Source organism: Glutamicibacter sp., from assembly GCF_035257265.1.
Classification (GTDB): domain Bacteria; phylum Actinomycetota; class Actinomycetes; order Actinomycetales; family Micrococcaceae; genus Glutamicibacter.
Genome location: NZ_DATEXC010000019.1, coordinates 58,094 through 78,102, shown reverse-complemented (window position 1 = coordinate 78,102; position 20,009 = coordinate 58,094). Strand labels below are relative to the sequence as shown.

The following is a 20,009-nucleotide window of genomic DNA, read 5'->3' as shown; positions in this document are numbered from 1 at the left end:
AACCAATGTTGTTCCTTGCACGTATGGACGTATCGTTCCCAGCCCATCTCACGACAGAGCAAGTTGCAGACTTCCAGGTCCGCGAGAAGGCCTACTCGGCTCAGCTGCAGGAAAGCGGCAAAATGCAGGGCATCTGGCGCATTGTTGGCGAGTACGCAAACCACTCAATTTATGATGTCGAATCAAATGATGAGTTGCATCAGATCCTCAGTGGCTTCCCGATGTACGCGTACATGAAGATCAAGGTGACCCCTCTGGCAAAGCACCCAAACTCGATACGGTAGACGCAATTTGAGTGCCCCGTCACCAGCTGTGTGCTAACCCACAAGGATTGATATTCAAATGATCTCAGTGGGCGGTAAATAAGTATTTTACTCGGCATAGACACTGCACTACATTGAATATCAATCGCACGAGATGATGGGGATCACAATATAGATTCGCGTCAGTCACACTACACACGTTTAGGGGAGTCATTATGACCATCGAAACTCCACAGGATGCAACCGCAGCAAAGTCGGGCAACGCCGCTACCGACAAGTTCCGCACCTCCGGAAAGCTTAACTCCATCGAGACTTCCGTCGAGCGAGTGAACCTGCTGGCTTCGAAGCTTGTTAAGGCCGCAACCGACATCATCCTCGAAGAGCGTGTGAGCTACGACGAGTTCAACGCCTTGAAGGCATGGCTGATCAAGGTTGGCGACGATGGCGAGTGGCCACTATTCCTGGACGTATGGCTGGAGCACGCGGTGGAAGATGTTGCCACCGATCACCGCGAAGGCAACAAGGGTTCCATTGAGGGCCCTTACTACGTGCCAGAAGCTCCTTCCCAGGACTCCCCTGCCACTATCTCGATGCGCGAAGACGAGAAGGGCACCAACTTGCTCTTCCAGGGTCAGGTCCGCTCCACCGATGGTTCGGCATTGAAGAACGCCAAGATTGAGCTGTGGCACGCAGACGAAGAAGGCTTCTACTCGCAGTTCGCTCCTGGCATCCCAGAGTGGAACCTGCGCGGCACCTTCATCGCTGATGAGGAAGGCAACTTCCGGATCAACACCATGCAGCCTGCTCCGTACCAGATCCCTACCGACGGTGCCTGCGGTCAGCTGATCGCCGCGGCCGGTTGGCACGCATGGCGTCCAGCCCACCTGCACCTGAAGGTTTCGGCAGAGGGCCACGAACTGCTCACCGCGCAGCTGTACTTCCCAGGCGACGAGCACAACGATGATGACATCGCAAGCGCCGTGAAGCCAGAGCTGCTGTTGAACCCTCAGCCAGCTGAGTCCGGCAACGGCAAGCAGGTCACCTACGACTTCGTACTTGACCCAGTGAAGTAAAGCAGAATTTAGAAGCACCGTCCGACGCTGTATGGAAGCGTCAGACGGTGCTTTTTTATCTCCGGTACAGGGGTTTCAAACTTGTTCGGCCCGATGGTCAAAGGCCAATGGCAGGAGGTCCTGAGCAAGCACGCTGAACGGCCCTTCTGGCGCATCCAGGATGACACGGATGCTCGGATAATAGTCCGCGAGAATCTGCCGGTCTTTACCGCAAGGGTTCTTCACTCCCCGGCCATGGTTTCCCACGGCCACCAGGTGGGTCAATTGGAGGGCTCCGGCGGCACGTGCGGCGCCGAGCGCCACAAGTTCAGCACAGGGCCCGCCGGTGAAGTGGTAAATATTCACCCCTGCGAACATTCTGCCGTCCGCGGCCCTAACCGCCGCGCCCATCGTATGAATACCGTCTTGATCTGCACCTGCATCGGTGGTTGCATCAATCGTTTTGCGTGCAAAATTGATGAGTTCACGGTCGCTGGCTGTCAGCGGAAGCGCAGAGGCAGGAATGTTAAACGGCATACTTCATCGTAGGCGCTAGACCCCTTCCTTTGCTTCGGATACCTTCGTAGACTCAACCTTGACTCAGCAAACTTTTCCGCACCGGAGGTTTTACCTATGCCGCGTATTTTGAGGTTTGATCATGTTGGTATCACCGTTGAAAATCTTGAGAATGCCGTGGATTTTTTTGTGGGGCTCGGCCTTGAAGTCCAAGGAAGCACCTTCGTGGAAGGGGACTTCATTAACACCGTCACGGCACTGCCCAACGCGCGGTCCGAAATCGTGATGCTGCGTATCCCGGGTGGAGATACCGCGGTAGAGCTTTCCAGCTTCGTCCGTCCCGCGCATCTAGGGGGATCTCCGCAGAATATGGCCAACGAGTTGGGTATTCGGAGCCTGTCTTTTGAAGTTGATGATCTACAGGGACAGGTCGAGCGCCTCAAGTCCCAGGGTTATGCTCTAGTGGGCGGTGTGGGCGAGTATGAGGGTTCGTGGAAAATGGGCTACATCCGCGGCCCCGAGGGAATTCTTGTGGCTCTTGCGCAGCGGCTGGGCTGATAACCTTCCCATGAATTGCTTCAGTTGCCAGGATTCGAGAACGGTAGCAAAACGCCTTGTGAGAGGTTTTTTACACATTCTTTGCCAACATCTTATTTCTAGCAAAGGCATCTACGACATGGCAGCAGCCGATGGGTCACTTCAACAACGCTTGCAGACCTACAAGGTTCGTCTCAGCTCAACGGCCCCGATACCTGGGCTTGCGCTCAGCGCGGGGCTTCTCTCGGGCTGTACGGCCCTGGGCGATTACTCAGGCGACACCTGTGCTGGAGAGAAACCTGTGACCTCCCTCGAAGAAGCTAGCAGCTCCTTGGTCACCGCCGTCTACGCCGGCGACCTTGACGGCGTATGCCGTGTTACTGCCGCGCCTGTCGATGGGCAGCCGCTCAGCGATCAAATGGTCACTGCAACTAAAGTCATCCTCCAGGAGCAAGGAATTACCCCGGATGACCTGAAGATTACCGTCGGCGAACAACTCGGCAGCAGTATCTTGGTAACGCTCAGCGATGGGTCAGCTGATCGTGCACATTCCTTAGAACTAATTGGCACGGTCGTGCGTGCCGAAGGCTTTACTATCGGACTCCCACCGCAGGTATATTCCGGCCGACCTTCCCATCCTGCTTCTCAATCGGCGAGCGTAACGGACTAAGTTCAGTGCCGTGATTACAGCCGATGAATTATGAATAATTATCGAGTAAACCGGCCAACGATAAGACACAGCAGGTAGACTCGGCAGACACCGCTGCCCCGTAGGAGGCCACATCATGTCAAAGGTCTATCAAAGTGCCCCGCTGATCTTGCTGGTTGCAGCCTTGATAATTTTCGCTTTCACTCAGTGGTTACCGTTGCTCTTAGTCATCCCCGGCACAGCTGCGGCAATGCTTATCGGTAGGCAGCATTTCACGCCCGGACCGACACAGAGCTCCTTGAAAACAAACCGGGACTAGCCCCCTTCCTGCGCGTTAGTATTGCGCACTACCCGGCTACTCGGCGAACCCTTCACGGGTTAGTGCAGCAAGCTCGGTACGAGTTGAAACGGCCAGCTTCGCGTAGATTTTTGTCAGGTGGTACTGCACAGTTTTGGTGCTGATAAATAGTTCTTCGGCTACCCGGCGGTTGCTGGCGCCGTCGCAGACAAGCTTGGCAACGGTCTGCTCTTGCGCCGTGAGTGTGGACCAGTCGGTCGCTTCTCGGCGCGACATACCGGTACCGCTGGCCTGCAATTCGCGGGTGCAACGCTCAATGTAGGCGGTGGCATCAAGATGCGTGAACGTGGCCAACGCCCGAGTTAACGGGGCAACGCATTCGGCGCGTTTTCCGGCTCGGCGTAAGCACTGCCCATATGAGAGATCAATTCGCGCTCGATAATAAGCGGCACCGATGCCTTCCAAATGCCTTAAAGCCTCTTCGAAAATCTCCCGCGCACCATCTATGTCTCCACGAGCTGCTGACAGCATGGCTTTTACACTCAGATATCGTGCGCTACTGCTGTGATGGCCGGTTGCTAGGGAAACCTCTAACAGCGGGCGGATAAACTCTTCGGCCTCAGCTAGCCTTTCGGCTCGAATTAAGGCGCCAGCATAGGTGTCCTGCCAGGTCCAGAAACCTGGCTCATCAATACCCTGGGACCGATCAAGCTTGAGTAGTGGTTCCAAGGCCAAAAGGACTTCTTCATGATTTGCTTGCGCTCGAGCGACCTCAGCACGGGCAATCCGGTAAGGCAATTCCATCACCGGATAGCTACCAATTTTGGCCCATGATTTGGCTAAGTGAACTTCAACTAGTTCCCAATTTCCGCGCAATGCATGGATCATCACCGCGGTGGCTTGGATCAGCGGTCGAAGTACCTGAATTTCAGAGCGCTCCTGAAGCACCTGCGCCGCCCGTACGGTCTCTAGTGCTTGGTCCCAATCACCCATCAAGAATTCCGCGCGCGCTAACCACGCCTTAGCCCACAGGGCAATACGCAGTGAACCTTCGCTGAAGTCGGTGGAGCTGGCAGCAGTTAGCTCATGACGAGCCAGTTCCACCCGGTCAGAAGCTAAATACACCCACCCCAACGACATTTCTGCGCGTTGGCGTTGAGCCCCGGTGGGCAGCTTTGCGAGCAGGCCAAGAAGCACCTGTTCACCTTCGTCGCGGCGTCCCATCATTGCCAGCCCCAGACCCTGAATAGCTGCGCTTTCAATCGCCAGCGGACTGCCAACCTCCGCTAAATTCAGCGACTGCTCGGCCCAACCTAGAAGTTTTTGGCCTTCCAATTGGCAGAGGGAATGTAATACCCGACGCTGCGAGATGACCGCCATGGCATCGCTGGCCTGGGCTTGAACAGCATTCTGCCAGGCGCTGGTGAGCCAGCGATTGGCCGTATTCGCGCGACCTTGAAGAATGGCAATATAGCCGGAGAGTACATCTCGTTCAGGACTGCTCGCTAAACTCGCAAGCTGATGTGAAAACGTTTGTGCTCGACGCAATTCACCGGCAGCAACGATGGCATCTACTGCCTTGAGCAGCAGGGAGTCGCGTTCTTGCGGGTTGGGTGTTAAGTGGGTGGCACGGAAGAAGGCAGTTGCCGCCGAAGACCACTCGCCACGTTGCCCTTGGGCCACCGCATACGCCGCTAGTGCACGGGAGAGACCAACGTCCGGCAAGAGACTGGCATCGGCCCGATGGCCAAGTATGGCACCGTGGTCCTCCACAATTTTCGCCGCGGCGGTGTGCAACCGAATTCGCGTGCTCAAAGGAATCTGGTGGTAGACCGCCATCCGAGTGAGCTGACTTTCAAATCCGAGCCGCACCATGCCACTGTGCCCGTGGGTTTGCACCAGCGAAACATCGACCAACTGCTGCAGCGGGCTTAATGGCTCGGTGACCTGCGCAAGTCTGACAATAAGGTCGAGTCTTGCTTGTACGCCTAATACCGCGGCCGCTTCCAGAATAGCGCGGGCCTGTGGCTCAATTTCTTCGAGTAAGCGTTTGATATGCAACGACAACGCCCGTGGTGCTGGTGGCCATCGAGTCCATTGTTCCCAACTTTGCTCCGGGTTCTCCTGCGCTAAATCAAGGATCGTCTGAAGATTGCCACGCGTATACTCCACCAGTTGCTCGGCGGCCATCGCCGGCAGCTCAATACCCAAGCGGGTAAACACAATCTCTCCGATTTGTGCCGATGTTGGCAGAGCCAGTTGTACGCGGGTCAATTCACTGTCATCAAAAAATTCGCGGGCTTCGGGCGGCAACATGGCTACGTCGTTATCACGGATGGCCAGGACGATAAGCACTCGTTCGGTGCGTAATCGTCGCCAGGCATAGCGCACCGCAGCGAGGCTCTGAGCATCGACCCACTGCGCATTTTCAATCACCAATACTCGGGCGCGCTCTGGTTCCGCACGGAGGAAATGCAACAAGGCGGGGCCCAGATCCGCTGGTGAGCCAAAACCGATAGGTTCTAGCAGCGGCCCCAAGGCAGCCGCTGGCTCGTCCGCCTCCCATCGAGAAGCGGTCACCACGCTGACGGTCGCCGCGCGAGATCTGGTGTGCATCCGTCGGATGACGGTACTCTTCCCACTACCCTGCGGCCCTTGCAGTACGGCGAGAGCACTGCGTCCTTGTTCCGCGTCGCGCAAAAGGGTGGCGAGTGTATCTTGAGCTTCCTGCTGGCTCAATTTCACACTCACCACCCCTTTGTTAATATTTTTCACCGAATCGATGTGCAACTACTTTTCTGTGCTGGTCACCAAGAGCTCACGCGCCGGCTGCAGCGCATTGGATCGAGACATGGGTACAAAGGTGGTGACCAATGTTCCAACGATAGCAACACCAGCAAAAACGTAGAATGCAGTTCCTGGGGTCGCTCCCGCGCTCAGTAGCAGTCCACCGGCCAGCGGGCCGAAAATACCGCCGAGGCGGCCGAATCCAGCGCACCAGGCAACGCCTGCTCCGCGAGCGGCACTATGGTAATAATTTGAGACAAATCCATAAATCAGCACCTGGGTTCCGATAGTTCCCACACCAGCTACCGCCACTAGTGCCAAGAGCAGCAGCAGTGGCAACTTCAGTGTCATCAGCACCATTGCAAGGGCAGCTAGGAAGAAGGTCACCGCGATGACCTGTTTGGGGCCGGTACGGTCTGCTGCGACCGAGGCAAGCAGTCCGCCAAACACCGCGGCAAGGTTGAGTACCAGGAGGAATGACAGTGAGTGGGATTTGCCGTAGCCCGCTTGCAACATGATTTCCGGCATCCAGGTGTTCAAGCCATAAGTAAGCAATAATCCTGCGAAGCTCATCATGCCCAGCAGTGCTGTTGGCAAGGCGTAGCGTTTGGTAGCCAGGGCCGCGAAGCCCACTGCTTCTGCTTTCACGTTCTCGGTTTTAGCATCAATTGGCAGTTCCAGAACAATCCCGGTGCGCGCCGACATTTCTTGTGCTTCGGCTACCCGACCACGTGACAACAGCCATTGTGGGGATTCCGGAAGTTTGAACCATGCCATTGGCAGGAGGAAGAGCAATGGCAAAGCACCGATCATGAATAATCCACGCCAGCCGATGAGGTCGGTGAGCACCATCGCCAGGAGCGAGGCGAGCACACCACCCATGGGCACGCCGGAATAAACGATGGCGTTGTAGTAGTTACGACGGTTTTTCGGTGCAAATTCAGCCACGATGGCACCAGCGGTGGCAACCAATGCTCCCACTCCCATGCCCGTGAGGAAGCGTAAGATCCCGAACCAGAATGAGTCTGGAGCAAGAGCGGTGAGCGCCATGCCAATGGAGAACCAGATAATACCGGTGAGCATCACCTTGCGGCGGCCTAGATAATCACCGACGGCGCCTGTAGTCAGCGCACCAACCATCACACCGAGTAAAGCGTAACTTCCCAGAAGTCCTGCGGCAGCCGCATCAAGCTGTCCTAGCTGGGTGGGATCTGCGAGCAGTGTGGAAACGATGGTCCCAAAAACTACTAGGTCATAACCGTCAAAGATCAGTGCAATGGCGGCGATAGTGACCACCCAACGGACCGTATTCACTTGCTTGGAACTATTTATTGTAGGGCTGGTCATCACGTGATTTCCGTTCATTTGCGGTATCTGGGAGCACCTCGTTGTGCCCCAGAAAATACGTGCCCGGCGGGTACAGCTACGGCACCGGGATCAAGATGATTAACGAAACGGCCCGTCGTAACGGGCCGTTTCCTTCGATAATCAGTCGAACTATCCGAGGTCTCCGCCGGCCACCGCGAGGGTTGCGCCGGTAATATAAGAGGCTTCATCGGAGGCTAGGAACACGATCGGAGCGGACTGCTCGTCCAGGGTTCCATACCGTTTGAGCAACGTTGAGTCCACGGTCTGGTCAACAATTGCCTGGTACCAGGCCTGCTCCTGTTCGCCCTGTGGGGCGGGGCCGCGCTTGACCTGACGTTCTGGTGCTTCGGTACCACCTGGTGCGGTAGCCACCACACGAATTCCGTGCGGTGCACCTTCCATGGCCAATGCCGAGGTAATTGCCTTCACTCCACCCTTCGCTGCTGCGTAGGGCACCCGGTTCATGCCACGAGTGGCCACCGAGGAAACGTTGACAATGGTGCCGCCACCGGCGGCAACCATCACCTCGAAGGCTGCACGGCACATCCACAGGGTGGGGAACAGCGAACGCTGAATCTCCTTTTGGATCTCCTGTGGCGTGTAATGCTCATAGGGTTTAGCCCAAATGGTTCCGCCCACGTTATTGATCAGCACATCAATCCGGCCGAATTCATCCATGGCGGCGGTAACCGCTGCCAGGGCGCCCTCGTAGGTTTCCAGATCCGCGGTAACACTCAACGCATGCGCCGAGTGGGCTCGCAATCCTTCTGCCACGTCATGGATCAAGGGGGCTCGGTCTACCAGCACCAGATCTCCGCCCTCGGCGGCGATGCGCCGAGCGACTGACCAGCCGATCCCCTGTGCGGCACCGGTGACCATCACTACCTTGCCGGCAAAACGCCCGGCATGGAATGACTCGGGCAAGCCCGCAGCTTCGGTCACGTTGCTCGTGGTGTCGACCCCGCTCACTTGTTTAATTCCTTGGATGCGGCAGCCATGGTGGCCTTGGCATGCTCGTTGTGCGCGATGATCGCGGTACGTGCCGCGGTGATGTCCTGTTGTTCAAAAGCTGCCACGATGGCCAGGTGGTCTGCGTCTACCGCACCATCGATCCAATGTTCCTGGCGCAAGACCTTGGCCATAATTGCCGGTACTTCGAGGCGGGTGTAAGCCTGCAGCAGGTGTTCGTTGCCCACGCAGGTGAACAAGAACTCGTGGAATGCGTCGTTGGTGATGGTAAATTCGTCGGCATTGACGAACTTCTCGCCGTCGAGCGTCTTTCCTGCAATTTCTGCCAGGATCTTAAATTCTCCGAGCTGCTGCTCGGTCAACCGACCCATGGTCAGTTCCACAATCGCCAGTTCCAGCGCCATCCGGGCATCAAACTGGGCCTGGAAGGTTGCGTGTTCCTCGCCGATCTCGTATTCGGTGACTGCCTGCGCCACTACTGCCTCGGCTTGCTCCACAGGGGCTGCAACCTCGGTAGCCGGCGCGGCATCTGGCACTACCGCCAGGGCGAACTTCTCGAAGTAGAAGTTCTGTGGCTTGATGCCTTCGCCCTCGAGGTGGCGACGGACTCCTTCCACCATCGGGGGTGGTCCGCAGAGGTAGATATCCACGTCGCCCTCGGCCAGATGCTGTGGTTCGAAGTGGTTGGTGACGTAACCCTTCTTTGCCGCAGCACTATTTGGGTCGCCCACCACGGTGTCAAAGCTAAAGCCTTCGATACGCGCGGTGTAGTTTTCAAGCACGTCCAACTCAACCAGGTCGGTATCGGTGTTCACGCCATAGATCAGGTGAACCGGGTGTGCGTTGTCCATGCCAACAAGCTTTTCCAAGATGGACAGCAGTGGGGCCAGCCCGGTGCCGCCGGCAAGAAGCAGCGACTGGCGCTTTGGTTCGCGCAAGAAGAAACTGCCCATGGGGCCGGTGAAGTTCAGCCGGTCCCCAACCTGTGCCACGTCACGCATGTAGGTGGACATCAGTCCACCATCGGTGATGCGGATCAGGAAGGACACCGTGGTCACCTCTGGGCCCGAGCTGAAGGAGTAGGAGCGGGTCTGTCCTCCAGAGCCAGGAACTTCGATGTTCACGTACTGGCCGGGCAGGAAGTTCAGCTCTTCGCGGTTGTCCACTTCGAGGCTGAAGGCGTAGGTGGTTTCGGAAATACGGCGGATCTCGGAAAGCGTTGACTCGTAGACACTGGCCGCGGTTTTTGCCACATCCGAGGTGGTTGGGATCTGCAGGACCAGGTCCGACTCCGGAACCATCTGGCAGGGAAGGCAGAAGCCGGCCTCGGCTTCGTCATCTGTCAGCGCCTCTTCGATGTAATCGCCGCCGTCAAACTTGCCCGATTCACAGAACGACTTGCAGGTGCCGCAGGCTCCGTCACGGCAGTCCAGCGGGATGTTGATCCTTGCCTTGTAGGAGGCATCGGCGACGGTTTCGCGGGGGCCAACTTTGATGAAGCGGGTGATCCCGTCCTCGAAGGCTAGGGCGACCTGATAAGTCATAATGGGGCTCTTTTCAAAATGATGCTGACAGCGCAGCAGGAAGTTCTTGGCCGTGCTGCGCCGAGCTTAAGCTCGGCGCAGCACGGGCTGACCAGATGTTCCCGGCCGAATTAGATGTGGTAGATATCCACTACGTGGTGGATGTAGTCGTTCTTCAGCACTACCTTCTTCGCGGTGATCACAGGCTGAGTACCCGAGTAATCAATCGTGTAGAACGAGGTACCGAAGTAGGTGTCCACGTTCTGGTAGCGGTAATACAGGGTGAACCAGTTGAAGCGCACCTCAACCTTGTCCCCATCAACTGAAACGATCTCAATGTTGTTGATATTGTGTCCGGTGCGTGGTTCAGGCAACGAGGTGGCCGAGGAACGGTCGGTCTTGATACGGAAGACACGGTCTTCCAGACCGCCGCGGTTTGCGTAGTAGATCAACGAGATCTCGCGCTGCGGATCCTCGGTGAGCTTGTCATCGTCGGCCCATGCCGGCATCCAGAAGGTAGCTTCCGGGTGGTAGCAATCGATCCAGCGATCGAAGTCACGGTCGTCGAGGAAGCGGGCTTCCTGGTAGAGGAACTGTGCGACATCGGCGGTAGTGATGGTGCCGTTGGACGTCGCTGCCTCGGTTAATGCAATGGTGCTCATGTGAATTTTCCCTTCGGCCTTAGTTCTGTGCTTCGCGTTCGGCTGCCAGCGCATTGCGCATGGCCGAAAGCCAGTAGCCGTGCTGGATTGGGTACAGCCCCTCGTCTTCGGTGCGTGCACCGGAAGCGATTGGTTCCAGGCCAATGGCCTTGGCGCGTTCGTCGGCGCCGGTGATCTGGTGTGCCGCACCGCGGCTCATGTCATTCCACTTCGCTGCCGTAGCCATGTAGGTCTTCTGGCAGGAGCGGAATTCCTCGAGGTCATCCGGGGTAGCCATACCTGAGGCGTTGAAGAAGTCCTCATACTGGCGGATGCGGTTGGCGCGGGCAGCGTCTGACTCGCCCTTAGGTGCGATGCAGTAGATGGTGACCTCGGTCTTGTCCACAGCGACCGGGCGGAATACGCGGATCTGCGAGGAGAACTGGTCCATCAGGTAAACGTTCGGGTACAGGCACAGGTTGCGCGAGACACCGATCATCCAGTCAGCCTTGGCTTCGCCATACTTGGCAACCAGCGCGTCGCGCTGTTCGGCCAAGGGACGGTTTGCGGCGTCCAGCCATTCGGTCCAGAGCAGCAGGTGGCCGTTATCGAAGGAGTAGAAGCCGCCTTCCTGCTTGTCCCAGCCGCCGGCATCCATGGTCTTGGTGTCATTGGTCGACTCGCCGGATGCGCGACGGGCCTGAGTGGCCGCGTAGTTCCAGTGCGTTGCCGAAACGTGGTAGCCATCGGCACCGTTCTCGGCCTGCAGCTTCCAGTTACCGTCATAGGTGTAGGTCGAGGAGCCGCGCAGGACTTCCAGACCTTCTTCAGACTGGTCAACGATCATGTCGATGATCTTTGCCGCTTCGCCCAGGTGCTCTTCCAGCGATGGAACGTCGGGGTTCAGCGAGCCGAAGAGGAAGCCACGGTAGTTCTCGAAGCGGGCAACCTTGGTCAGGTCGTGCGAACCGTCTTGCTTGAATTGCTCCGGGTAGCCGGCTCCGCGGGAATCCTTAACCTTGAGCAGCTTGCCGGAGTTGTTGAAGGTCCATCCGTGGAATGGGCAGGTGAAGGTGGTGCGGTTATCGGTCTTGCGACGGCAGAGCATCGCGCCGCGGTGGCTGCAAGCGTTGATGATGGCGTTGAGCTCATCCTGCTTGTTGCGCGAGATGATGATCGGCTGACGGCCGATGTTGGTGGTGAAATAGTCACCGATGTTGGGGATCTGCGATTCGTGGGCCAGGTAAACCCAGTTGCCCTCCCAGATGTGCTTCATTTCCAGCTCGAAAACTTCTTCGTCGGTGAAAATGTTTCGGTTGGTGCGGTATTCGCCGGTTTCGGGGCTGTCAACAAGCGCGTTGTCGAGCACCTCGGATACGGCGTTTAGAGTCTCAGTCATGATGTGGTTTGCTCCATCCTTCATATGGGGCCCGACAGGGCGCAACCGCTGCTCGGCGGCCATTGATGGATTCAACCCTGACAGATTGTGCGCGCCATCACACTAGGCATCTGCCTAGCCTTGGCCTAGGCATTTCTACTAGGAGTTTGCACATATCAAAGACTGTTTTTTAAGTATTTGTTGTTTGCTTGGCACCTGCGTACCCTAGACGGACGAAGTGCCGATTAACGGATGGGCACGCCCTAATGCCCTACGCATAAATGGTCAAAAATCGCGCTCCCCGCTGACTCGGACGAGATACTTTCCGCTGAGAAATTTGTGCTGGAATTACCGCCGGAACGGGATCCTGCGCCGGTTCACTGCCGACAATTCAGCAGGCTGCCCAGCACTCCGGGCCGCCTACCTGGCTCCATATTTTGGACGGCATCTGCGAACAGTGGTTTCCTTGACCAGAGGGCCCTGACGTCCACTATCGGGCACGGCTCTCGGATGGTTATTGCTAAACTAAAGTGACACTTTAGTTTTGAGGATTACCGTGAATCAGGAAATTTGGCCGGTCAGCACCCGCCCCCGCAGTGTGGCAACCCATCAAAAAGTCCTGAAGGCTACGGCTGAGCTACTACGCGAGGTCGGATTCCAGGGAATTTCAGTTGAACGCATTTCTGAATATTCGGGAGTCAGCTCGGCGACGTTATATAAGCATTGGCCCACCAAAAATGCGATAGTTGCCGAAGCTTTCGGACATGTCACCAGCGCGGCACTGCAATTCCCCACAGCTGGTGACCCACTGACAAATCTCGTCAATTGCACGGTCGCATCACTCACTTTTCACAGCGTGCGCAGCGGCCGAGTATTCTTCCAGCTTTTAGCCGCTTGTTCCTTGGAACCACAAAGCGCAGCGTACATCGATCAGTTCTATATGGCGCCCCGGCGAGAAGCCCTCAAACCACTCTTCGCTCGCGCCCTAGCCTCGGGTCAGCTGGCGCCGGAGCTGAATATAGAGATGGCCATCGACGTGGTTTATGGAGCCGCGGTCTTTAGACTGATGCGCGATGCCGACAATGTAGCTGTCGCAGACATCGAAGAAACGGTACGTTGGTCCGTCCGCGGCCTCCTGGCTGAACCACCCCCGGCATTCGCCTCATAGTCCCCCATCAAATCAACACAGAACGAGATCCCGTGGCACACGCCAATAACTTCGTCGCCGATAAATTCGGCTTCACCACCGCACTAATTGGCCTTTGCCTCATCGCGGCACACTCAGGCACTCCCTCGCCGCTCTTTCCGCTCTACTCCGAGCAATGGGGGTTGTCACCACTAGAAGTCAGTAGCGTTTTCGCCGTATATATCCTCGGCCTGCTGGTCACCTTGCTGACCTGCGGGGCGCTGTCGGATCATATTGGCCGGCGCCCCGTAGCTTTTTGCGCATTGCTGATCGCCGCCGCATCCATGCTGGTCATGGCGTTCGCCGATTCGCTCAACGCCCTCTTGGTTGCCCGAGTTCTGCAGGGTATCGCCTCGGGCCTCGGGTTTGGCACCTTAGGTGCCGCGCTCTTGGATTATTCCCCCGCATCACGCCACGGCACCGTCGCAATGCTCAACGGCGCGGTACCACCGGCGGCTATCGGATTCGGCGCGTTGCTTAGTGGAATTCTTGTCCAATTCGCACCACACCCATTTCAGATTCCTTACCTAGTGGTGGCCTCTCTTCTGATCCTTGCCCTCATCCCTGCATGCCTACTCAAGGAACGTCACCCGCGCCGTCCAGGCGTACTTCGTTCATTAGTCCCCTCCGTGCTGATCCCTAAAGAAGTACGCCGCGAATTCTTCGTTGCCGTGGGTGCGCTGCTTGCCAGCTGGGCCTTGGTCGGGATGAACTTGGGGCTCGGCGCGAACATCAGCAAAACCTTGCTGAATATTCAGTCGCCCACACTTGGGGCTCTAGCCATTTTGGCGGTCACCGGTACCAGTTCAATACTCGGCGTGCTCACCTTCCGGTTCAATGCACTGAAGGTCATGATCCTTGGCTGTGCGGCATTGATCGTAGGCTCGGCCGGCCTCGTCCTCGCGGTTTATACGGAAAGTATCGCTGTATATTTCATCGCAAGCATCATTGGCGGCATTGGCTTGGGCGGCGCCTTCCAGGGTGGTTTACGAACCATCGTGGACCGAGTTCCAGCGCTTCAACGCGGCGGCACGCTTTCCTCGGTATACCTGGTTAGCTACCTAGCATTCGGGCTACCAACGCTCATCGCCGGACTGCTGATCCCGAGCTTCGGATTGAAGAATGTCACTTACGGTTATGCCGGTTTTGTCGTGCTGTTGTCGCTGATTGCCTTGGCGTTAATTGCAGGGACTTCGAGACAGAAGCGTCTCACTCCAAAGCGCTAATAACGAAAAACAAGCGTAAACGTTTCATGTGAAACATTTACGCTTGTTTTTCAGTATTAAAACTACTTGCGCTTTCGCTTCTTCTCCACGATCTCGGTATCGAGAATATCTGGGTCATCCAACTCCAGCTGCCCCGTTGAGACGGTATCGATTCCTTCGAAGGCCACCGCTGCGTTTTCAATAACCTTCTTAGCAAGAAAACGGTTGCCCGCTCCGCCGATTACCGCGCCAATTCCAAAAGGAACGAGGCGTCCAAGCATACTGGCACCTTGGGTACCGACCATCTTGCGGATGAATTTTTTCTGCAGACTCTTCTGCGCCGTCGCCATCAGGCTAGTGGGTTTATGAGATCCAAAAGAGCGCGCCCAACCCTGTACCGGTCCGGAGCCTCGTCCCGCCGCTTGACTTGTCAATGCCGAGATCATCGAGCTGCCTTCTTCACCCATCAGCACGCCCATGACCAGCAAGCGAGACCTGTCGGGGTCATCAATTGCGATACCGTGCAGCTCCGCCAAAGACTGCGCATAGAGCGCTGAAGCTTCTAAGAAGCCAATAGTGGCAGCCAAGGAAAGCCCAAGCGCCACCGCGGTGCCAACGGCTGGAACGGCAGCAGTACCGCCGACGGCAGCACCTGAACCTGTAACTACGACCAAATAATCGCGCTCAACGATCTTTGCCAGCTCCGCGGCCGAGGCCTGCGGATGTTTAGCGCGCAAACGTTTGAGATATGCCAGCACTAATGGTCTTTGCACACCAACGCCCCTCATGATGGCGTCTTGAACGGCCGAGCGCGGTTTGCCGCTCGAATCAATAAATGTCATCGAAATGGGATCTTTGCTCATGATGTAACCAGACTAATGGCTCGAACCTGATAGTTCCCGAGAAAATGCCGGATTTTCACCGCAAAGTTATTGAATCTCTAATCCTGCAGATTATCCCCTTGAATCGTCCGGACCACGGTGCAAGAGTTGGTTTATGAAGAACGCACAGGCCAAACGCTACAATCAGGCACTAGATAAGGCTGGAATGCGTGAACGTCCATTGGTCTTGCTCGATTTGGAACGTTTGATAATAACCTGATCGCCCTACGCGAACAGGATCAAAACTTACCTATTCGAGAGGCTTCCAAGTCACGGAGGGCGCGTTGTTCCTCAACAATCATCCTAGACGCCTGTAAGTGGACGAAGCCTAGAACTGAACGTCAGTCCAAATCAGTGCAGGGTTTGGATTATTGAGCTGTGGTGGGCCGTCCACGGATTGAGCTTGCGCCGGCTCCTGGTCGCCAATATGCCCCTGCCCAAGTACTTGCCAAGCCGAGCTTGGAACGAGGTAATTTCCCGAATCACTGATGGCATCGGGACGGTTTATCTGTTTCAGTAAACCATCACGTGCAGTCAATGTGGACGGCTGCTGGCCTAGTGCTCCTGCAACAATATACGGAGCATTCCCGACACCATCGATTTTCTTGGACTGATCGTCGCGCAGGTACTTTTCACCATTGAGGTAATCATCAACCACACGCAGTTGATCCAGCTCTCGTGATTCGGAGAATGAGTATCCACCAAAGCTGTCATCGGTTTGCACCGCGATCAGATGTACCTGTTTGCCGCGATACTCAATGGGAATATCCCAGAGCCCGCTGCTCATTACAGGAATTGATGTTGCCAGCGCGCCGCTGAGACCAGAGTCATCAAGACGGCTCTGCGGCATTTGGTCCCATTTGAATTCCGAGACACTGGTGATCTGATCAGGGGTGATCTGATACTTGGAGAGCACTACGACGGATCCTTGACCCTCAAAGTCAGCTTGCCCCCAAGCATCCTCGGGGCCACCAACAATTCGATCCCCATTCAGGTCTGCTCCGCTGGGTTTACCCTTGGACCCCACACCTAAGTACATGTAGTCGTACTCGACATCCACACGCGCATCATCGGGATTATTGAGATAGCGATCTTGGAATACTTCGACGGCCTGCTCATTTGCGTCCATACCGGTCAAGACCACAACATCCGCGTTGGAGGCGGTGATGTTATCTGCCGCTAGCGACGCTTGCCTGTCATTGCCTTGCAAAAGGTCGGTGGCTAGTTGCCCGTCAGCTTCGCGGGAAATCTGCGTATCGATGGTCGCGATGCGCAGCGACGTTTCTGAGGTTTCTTGACTCGGCGCAGGGTGCGGATCTTGGGCTTCCCAGGGGGCGGCAATTGCGCCAGCGGCGGGAAGCATTAAAAGCGCTCCCAAACCTAGGCTTGCCGTTCCTGCTAAAACTTTGCGCACTCTGCCACCCTACGCCGGATCAGTACTACTTTTCCAGCATCTTAATCGGATTGTGATGACTGTGCCGCGGCGGCTTTAGCGTTGGCCTCCAGTACTTCTTCCATATAAGGCGCCCGAACGTTCGGTGAGATGCGCGCATCCACCAGACAAATACCCTTCGAACCGTCCCGTACCCACTGCTGAACCTTTGCAAAATCAGCCACGGATTGCACCCGGATACCGGTGGCTCCTACCGCGCTGGCAAGTGCCGCAAAATCGACGGTTGGAATGAGCATTGGGTCCTCGTGCAGACCAATCGAGCCATACTGGTGAACTTCTGCGCCATAGGCGGAATCGTTGTAGATGACGATGACGCCACTGCTAATAGTGCGAACTATCGATTCCAGGTCTGCCAGCCCCATCAGGAAACCGCCGTCTCCGGCGGCCAGCACTACGGTACGTCCCTCGGCCGCGACTCCTGCTCCCACCATCGAAGCAATGCCTAGACCAATTGACTGATAAGCGGTGCCAACACAGGTCAATGACCTGGCGCCCGTAGTTGACCAGTACATTGGTCCCCAACCAATGAAGTGTCCCCCATCTTGAACCAGCACCCGGTTTTGCGGAAGAATTTTCTCCAGCTCACTAGCTACACGTCGTGGATCAAGTAGACCGTCGGCGGCAAGCTCATCACCTAGCGGGCGTTCGCGCACCGAGCTCAGGTCTACCGAGGAAGCCCATGCAGATTTCGGGGTGTCGTAGGAATCAAGCAAGCCACGGATTGCTGCCTTGATGTCGCCCGTGGCGAAGTAATCCACGCGGGGATTTGTTGCGGTGGCCGCTAGATCAATTTGCACCACCGTCGCCTGCGCATTCATTAGCTCGCCAAAGCGCATGGTGAATTGATTCAGTCCCGCACCAAGCACCAGCACCACATCGGATTGCTCAATGATTTGCGCTTTTCGTTCCGTGGAGAAACCTCCGGTAATACCCAGATCATAGGGGTAGTCCAGCAGATCTCGGGCTAGCAGGGTTCCGGAGGTCGTAGCGCCCAGGCGCTTGGCAAGTTCAGCGATCTCGGCGGCAGCCTCGATGGCTCCGCGACCATAAAGAATGTGCGGGCGTTGGGCTCCAGCCAAAATTTCTGTGATGGCGCTCATCTGCGAGGCGTTCAGTTCTGGTGCTGGCGGGGTGCTGCGCAAAGATGCAAAGTCTGGCAATTCCCCTTCAAGGCTTGATACCGCTGCGAGGTCATACGGGATGGCGAGAACCACAGGTATCTGCTCGCGCAGTGCGTGAGCAGCTGCTTTTAGTGCGGTGGCACCCGGAGTATGGCGATCCACCACGTAGCGAACTGCTCTCACTCCGGCGTCGATGGCCGCCTGATCAATATCCCACGCGCGCAGCCCCGTGGTTGGCGCATCTCCGGTAACAAGCAACAACGGGGTGCGTGCTGCGGCGGCTTCCGCTAGTGCAGTGACGGCGTTGCTGTAGCCCGCCCCGTAGGTGGTTGAAGCAATCGCTAGACGATTAGAGATCCGGAAGTAGGCGTCTGCCGCGGAAACCGTTGCGGATTCGTGGCGTACCGCGGTGTAGTCAAAGCCGGCACGAACTGCGGCGTCGAGGAAGTGTGCGTTGCCGTTGCCCATGAGACCAAAAATCTGTGGCGCAATGGGCTTAAGGGCATGGGCGATGGCAGCTGAAACGCTGGACATAATGGACTCTTTCCCTAAAAAGGAGTTGAAGAAATTTCCATATATGTCTGCCGTTACCGGTTGTTATGAGCAACGGGTATCGCCCCTTTTGAGAGCGCCGGAACCTTTTTGAGGCGGTCCCTGACAGGTATAAGAGTAAGGCACAAATCCTTGATCGCGCTAGCGCGAGATCATCTTGAGAGATCCCCGTCTCTAAGCCGACGTGAAATATCGGCTTCCAGCTCAACGGTGTCCGGACCGTTCACCCAATGCCTGAGTCGTACCAAGACCATCACTGCTAGAAAGGCGGTGAGCATTTTATCGGCTAGAGAATAGAGGAGATTCGACGCGAATACGGTCACAATCAACGGCATTCCATAAGAATCCAAATTTGCCCGGGTTAATTCTGAGGCATGACCGGTTCCACCATGAAAAACAAAGAACAATATAATTGTTGCCACCATGCTGCAAGACAGCGCGACAAAAAACGTCAGCAGATAGTACCGTTTCAGACTTCCTCCACGGCGCACCCACCGGAATCCGTATCCCCATATCAAGGCACCGGTGACATTGACCAAAATGAATGCCAGCGAAGAAGAATCTGTAATCGAACTCCCCACGAGGTTCGTTGCGATAGCCACGGCAACCGCCGCCCAAGGCCCTAGAACCATCGCGACGATCGCAGTGCCCAGCATGTCCAGGTACAGCGGAATCCCCAGTGTTGCGACAAGCCAGAATCCTAATAAGTTGATCGCAATACTGCTCGCAATCAGCAGCATTCTTCTGCTTGGACGCCGCCCCCTACGAGGCTCCTCGCTTTGTGTGCTGTCCTCGACCTGCGTAATACCCGGCCTTTCAACCGTGTCTAGACTTTGAGAATTCGGATGAGTTGCAGACTCCGCCACATAAGTTACTCGGTCAGCCCTGGCTCGTAAACATCGGTCGCGCCATTTTTCAACGTCCTCATCTGTGCCCCCTAAAGCACGGACAATTTCAGAAATAAGTTCCACGTTGAGTCGGGTACGCCCGGCTCGAAAGGCATCGTACACCGTTGATCTTGCTGGTCGAGACGCCCCAGGATCAGCGCCTTGGGAAATACGATGACTAGCGATCCGTCGAACGATTTCAGCGTAGGGAACGTCTCCGGCGTCAAGTCGCAAACGCTGCAGATCTTCGGCAATGAGATCAAAAGCCGACAGTTTCGAGCGCGACTGTTCCTCAGAATTCGACACCGTTGCTTCCTTTTCTTATGGCGCCCGATGAAGTTACGCGCTTTAAATTAATTCTACGACGGAAGATTTATTAAATTTCACCGATTTCAGTTATTTATCGCACGCTACCTACCTGAGGGCAGGAAAATAATTCATGCCTGAATTCGTATATACAAACTTATTGCCCCGAAGGGTGTTGAATACTCGATTATTGTTGTTCGGAGTTGTACGGAGATGAGATCTTGTTCAGTTGTAGAACAATTTCATAGATAAGATTGTTGTAGCTTGAGGTTTCCGGCCGTAAGTGGTGTACCGCTTAAGACCCGATCTCGCACGGTGGCTAAAGTTAGCATCTGCAAAAACTTGGGGGCAGATGCAGACTGGTCACGGAAACATCAGTACCTTTTAGCGCTAAAGGATAATAGTTAGGCACCTTCGAAATTCCTCGAAGGTACCTA

General features: G+C 56.1%; 18 protein-coding genes. 7 read left to right on the top strand and 11 right to left on the bottom strand.

Annotated features, from left to right (window positions below; all coding sequences use genetic code 11):
• The first annotated feature begins 5 nt into the window (after positions 1–5).
• Together catC and catA are read left to right on the top strand one after the other, a co-directional pair.
• Positions 6–284 carry a muconolactone Delta-isomerase gene (gene catC / locus VJ369_RS04090; protein WP_105677707.1) on the top strand — a complete coding sequence of 93 codons (279 nt, stop codon included), beginning with the start codon at positions 6–8 and terminating at the stop codon, positions 282–284.
• Between the two features lie 194 nt (positions 285–478).
• Positions 479–1,336 carry a catechol 1,2-dioxygenase gene (gene catA / locus VJ369_RS04085; protein ID WP_324090851.1) on the top strand — a complete coding sequence of 286 codons (858 nt, stop codon included), beginning with the start codon at positions 479–481 and terminating at the stop codon, positions 1,334–1,336.
• Between the two features lie 75 nt (positions 1,337–1,411).
• Here catA and VJ369_RS04080 read toward each other — a convergent pair whose 3' ends face one another.
• Positions 1,412–1,852 carry a cytidine deaminase gene (locus VJ369_RS04080; protein WP_324090850.1) on the bottom strand — a complete coding sequence of 147 codons (441 nt, stop codon included), beginning with the start codon at positions 1,850–1,852 and terminating at the stop codon, positions 1,412–1,414.
• Between the two features lie 96 nt (positions 1,853–1,948).
• Here VJ369_RS04080 and VJ369_RS04075 point away from each other — a divergent pair, with 96 nt between their 5' ends.
• The 3 genes from VJ369_RS04075 to VJ369_RS04065 all read left to right on the top strand — a co-directional run bounded on the left by VJ369_RS04075 (position 1,949) and on the right by VJ369_RS04065 (position 3,336).
• On the top strand, positions 1,949–2,389 hold the full coding sequence (locus VJ369_RS04075; RefSeq protein ID WP_324090849.1) for a VOC family protein: 441 nt from the start codon (positions 1,949–1,951) through the stop codon (positions 2,387–2,389).
• 118 nt (positions 2,390–2,507) lie between these two features.
• Positions 2,508–3,038 (top strand): hypothetical protein, encoded by a 531-nt coding sequence (locus VJ369_RS04070; RefSeq protein ID WP_324090848.1) that lies wholly within the window; start codon positions 2,508–2,510, stop codon positions 3,036–3,038.
• Between the two features lie 115 nt (positions 3,039–3,153).
• Entirely contained in the window at positions 3,154–3,336 is a 183-nt protein-coding gene (locus tag VJ369_RS04065) for a hypothetical protein (RefSeq protein WP_324090847.1), read from the top strand.
• A gap of 36 nt (positions 3,337–3,372) precedes the next feature.
• Here the strand turns inward: VJ369_RS04065 and VJ369_RS04060 are convergent, their stop codons facing one another.
• The 6 genes from VJ369_RS04060 to benA all read right to left on the bottom strand — a co-directional run bounded on the left by VJ369_RS04060 (position 3,373) and on the right by benA (position 12,002).
• Entirely contained in the window at positions 3,373–6,060 is a 2,688-nt protein-coding gene (locus tag VJ369_RS04060; RefSeq protein ID WP_324090846.1) for a helix-turn-helix transcriptional regulator, read from the bottom strand.
• A 45-nt stretch (positions 6,061–6,105) separates the two neighbouring features.
• The gene (locus VJ369_RS04055) at positions 6,106–7,467 is read right to left on the bottom strand and encodes an aromatic acid/H+ symport family MFS transporter (RefSeq protein ID WP_324090845.1); all 1,362 of its coding nucleotides are present in this window, start codon (positions 7,465–7,467) and stop codon (positions 6,106–6,108) included.
• 132 nt (positions 7,468–7,599) lie between these two features.
• The gene (locus VJ369_RS04050; protein ID WP_324090844.1) at positions 7,600–8,439 is read right to left on the bottom strand and encodes a 1,6-dihydroxycyclohexa-2,4-diene-1-carboxylate dehydrogenase; all 840 of its coding nucleotides are present in this window, start codon (positions 8,437–8,439) and stop codon (positions 7,600–7,602) included.
• Positions 8,436–9,983 (bottom strand): benzoate 1,2-dioxygenase electron transfer component BenC, encoded by a 1,548-nt coding sequence (gene benC / locus VJ369_RS04045; RefSeq protein ID WP_324090843.1) that lies wholly within the window; start codon positions 9,981–9,983, stop codon positions 8,436–8,438. Before benC ends, VJ369_RS04050 begins: the two co-directional genes overlap by 4 nt.
• Positions 9,984–10,093: 110 nt before the next feature.
• Positions 10,094–10,624, bottom strand: a complete 531-nt coding sequence (gene benB / locus VJ369_RS04040) for a benzoate 1,2-dioxygenase small subunit (protein ID WP_096256501.1) — start codon at positions 10,622–10,624, stop codon at positions 10,094–10,096.
• Positions 10,625–10,643: 19 nt separating this feature from the next.
• Positions 10,644–12,002 (bottom strand): benzoate 1,2-dioxygenase large subunit, encoded by a 1,359-nt coding sequence (gene benA, locus VJ369_RS04035; RefSeq protein WP_324090842.1) that lies wholly within the window; start codon positions 12,000–12,002, stop codon positions 10,644–10,646.
• Positions 12,003–12,537: 535 nt separating this feature from the next.
• Here benA and VJ369_RS04030 point away from each other — a divergent pair.
• Together VJ369_RS04030 and VJ369_RS04025 are read left to right on the top strand one after the other, a co-directional pair.
• Positions 12,538–13,149, top strand: coding sequence for a TetR/AcrR family transcriptional regulator (locus VJ369_RS04030; protein WP_324090841.1), 612 nt, complete (start codon positions 12,538–12,540; stop codon positions 13,147–13,149).
• 32 nt (positions 13,150–13,181) lie between these two features.
• Entirely contained in the window at positions 13,182–14,393 is a 1,212-nt protein-coding gene (locus tag VJ369_RS04025; RefSeq protein WP_324090840.1) for an MFS transporter, read from the top strand.
• Between the two features lie 62 nt (positions 14,394–14,455).
• Here VJ369_RS04025 and VJ369_RS04020 read toward each other — a convergent pair whose 3' ends face one another.
• The 4 genes from VJ369_RS04020 to VJ369_RS04005 form a co-directional block, all read right to left on the bottom strand.
• Positions 14,456–15,235, bottom strand: coding sequence for a hypothetical protein (locus tag VJ369_RS04020; protein WP_324090839.1), 780 nt, complete (start codon positions 15,233–15,235; stop codon positions 14,456–14,458).
• 346 nt (positions 15,236–15,581) lie between these two features.
• Entirely contained in the window at positions 15,582–16,667 is a 1,086-nt protein-coding gene (locus VJ369_RS04015) for a hypothetical protein (RefSeq protein ID WP_324090838.1), read from the bottom strand.
• A gap of 41 nt (positions 16,668–16,708) precedes the next feature.
• Entirely contained in the window at positions 16,709–18,361 is a 1,653-nt protein-coding gene (locus tag VJ369_RS04010) for a thiamine pyrophosphate-binding protein (protein ID WP_324090837.1), read from the bottom strand.
• Between the two features lie 170 nt (positions 18,362–18,531).
• A complete protein-coding gene (locus tag VJ369_RS04005) occupies positions 18,532–19,572 on the bottom strand; it encodes an ECF transporter S component (protein ID WP_324090836.1) in 1,041 nt (346 codons plus the stop codon).
• Positions 19,573–20,009: the final 437 nt, after the last annotated feature.